2 protein-coding genes are annotated in these 2,604 nt (G+C 59.5%); both read left to right on the top strand.

Annotated features, from left to right (window positions below):
* Positions 1-171: 171 nt before the first annotated feature.
* Positions 172-1,710 (top strand): IS21 family transposase, encoded by a 1,539-nt coding sequence (gene istA / locus DQ230_RS16710; protein WP_113913688.1) that lies wholly within the window; start codon positions 172-174, stop codon positions 1,708-1,710.
* Between the two features lie 14 nt (positions 1,711-1,724).
* Positions 1,725-2,489: an IS21-like element helper ATPase IstB gene (gene istB / locus DQ230_RS16705; protein WP_113913687.1), complete on the top strand. Its 765-nt coding sequence runs from the start codon at positions 1,725-1,727 to the stop codon at positions 2,487-2,489.
* Positions 2,490-2,604: the final 115 nt, after the last annotated feature.

Genomic DNA, 2,604 nt, shown 5'->3' with positions numbered 1-2,604 from the left:
TGCGCGTTTCGCATGATGGCGGGCACTGATTTCAGCTGATCGTGGGCAGCGATTTCATGGGAAGGCGGGCACCTGTTTCACGCGATCGCGGGCAGTGATTTCACGCGATCATGGGCAGGACTGGCCAACGAACTGCAGTTACTCCGCCTCCTGAAGAACAGGAGGATTGGGATGCCGACAGGACGTTTGACCATGCGCCGTATTCGGGACGTATTGAGATTGAGATTTGCCCAAGGGCTGAGCGAGCGTGCGATTGCTGCGTCGCTGGGGCTTGGGAAAGGAAGTGTTGGGACCTATCTGCGCCGCGCGCGTGATGCGGGTTTGACGTGGCCACTGCCGGAAGGTCTGAATGACGACAGCCTCGAGCTGTTGCTGTTTCCAAACGCGTCAGATGTATCTGACCCAGACCGCCCGGTGCCGGATTGGGCGGTGATTGATAAAGAGCTGCGCCGACGCAGCGTGACCCGCATGTTGCTCTGGCAAGAATATCGTGCGCAGCATCCCAACGGGTTTGGCTACACTTGGTTTTGCACTCATTTTGAGGCGTGGAAGGGGCGTGTCCGGCCTAGCATGCGGCAAACACATGTCGGCGGTGAGAAGGTATTTGTCGATTTTGCGGGTGATACGATCGACGTTGTTGATCCGGCCACGGGTGAGGTCAGCGAGGCCAAGCTGTTTGTCGCGACGATGGGTGCCTCGAGCTATACTTATGCTGTGGCTGTCGCCAGCGAAGGCCTTGAGGACTGGATTGCAGCCCATGTCGGAATGTTCGATTATCTGGGCGGCGTGCCACAGGTCGTCGTGCCCGATAATCTCAAGTCAGCCGTGATCAAGGCAGACCGGTATGATCCCGGCTTGAACCGGACCTATGCTGAAATGGCGGAACATTACGGCACGGCCATCCTGCCTGCGCGCGTGCGCAAACCCAAAGATAAAGCCAAGGTCGAGGTGGCCGTTCAGGTTGCCCAACGTTGGATCCTCGCACGGCTCCGCAACCACAAGTTCTTCTCGCTGGCAGAGCTGAATGCCGCCATCCGGCCGTTGCTGGACGCATTGAACATGCGTGTCATGCGCGATTATGGGGCAAGCCGGGCGGATCTGTTTGCGACGCTCGATCGGCCGAACCTGCAGCCATTGCCCGCTGAACCTTATGTCTTTGCGCGTTGGAAACGTGCCCGTGTTGCGCCGGATTACCATATCGAGGTGGATCGCTGCTGGTATTCCGTACCGTTCAGTCTGATCCGGCAGGTGGTTGACGCGCGCATCACCCACAGGACCGTAGAGGTCTTCCATCGTGGCACGCGCGTCGCCAGTCACATGCGCAACCCCGGACGCCGCAGCCATATCACGGCGCCAGAGCATATGCCTTCGGCCCACCGCCGCTATGCGGAATGGTCGCCTGCGCGGATCCTGAGCAGTGCTGCAAAGCTGGGACCATCGGTAGCTGCGTTTTGCGACATCGTGATGCAGGACAGGCCGCATCCCGAGCAGGGCTTTCGGACCTGTCTGGGCATACTTTCGCTGGCCAGAAGCTTTGAGCCGCAACGGCTTGATGCTGCGTGTCGTCGCGGGATCAGTATCAAGGCCCGGTCGGTCTCATCCATCCGTTCCATCCTGAAGACCGGGCTCGATCAGGCCTTCATGGAGCCCGAACCCGATGAACTGCCGCTGCAACACCCCAACATACGCGGCCAGAAATATTACCACTGAAAAGGAGACGACCCTTGCTGACACATCCCACTTGCGACCGCCTGGAGGCGATCGGACTGACCGGTATGGCACAGGCCCTGCACGAGCAGCGCCGCGCTGGCGCCATGTTCGAAAGCCTCAGCTTCGAAGAAAGGCTGGGCCTGCTTGTTGATCGCGAAACAGCAGAGCGTGACGCCAAGAGACTGGCAACCCGGTTGCGCTTTGCCGCCCTGCGTCACGCAGCCTGCGTTGAAGATATTGATATGCGCAGCCCGCGCGGCATCGATGCAGGTGTCATGGCGCATCTGATCGATGGTGGCTGGATCAACCGCCATGAAAATCTGCTGATCACTGGCCCAACAGGCTTAGGAAAAAGCTGGATTGCCTGCGCCCTCGGAAACAAGGCCTGCCGCGATGATCGGCGCGTCGTTTATCACCGCGTGCCCCGCCTGTTCCAGATGCTGGCCATTGCCAGAGGCGATGGGCGGCATGCCCGTGTCCTCAAGGCGATCGAACGCACTGAATTGTTGATCCTCGATGATTGGGGGCTGTCAGTTCTGTCACCGACCGAGCGTCGCGACCTGCTTGAAATCCTCGATGATCGCCAAGGTCGTGGCTCGACCATTGTGACCAGCCAGCTGCCTGTCGATCAATGGTTCGAGGTGATCGGAGATCCTACCCTCGCAGATGCCATCCTTGACCGCCTTGTCCATAATGCACACCGCCTGACGCTCACCGGCGACAGCATGCGCAGAAAAATGAGCACGATGAAAACGCTTGACCAGGGCGTCGCGCCCTGACTCTATATCACCTGTTGGCCAGCCTGCCCGAGGGCATGAAATGGCTGCCCGCGATGCCGTGAAATGCGTGCCCGAGATCACGCGAAATCACTGCCCAACTTCCGCGAAATGCGCA

The organism is Roseovarius dicentrarchi (assembly GCF_003316635.1).
GTDB lineage: Bacteria > Pseudomonadota > Alphaproteobacteria > Rhodobacterales > Rhodobacteraceae > Roseovarius > Roseovarius dicentrarchi.
Note: the sequence above shows the minus strand (reverse complement) of the source record. Positions and strands in the feature narration are given on the sequence as shown.

What these genes read in the sequence shown, in the direction of transcription:
- istA (WP_113913688.1), top strand. Translation starts at nt 172, where the DNA reads ATGCCGACAGGACGTTTGACCATGCGCCGTATTCGGGACGTATTGAGA.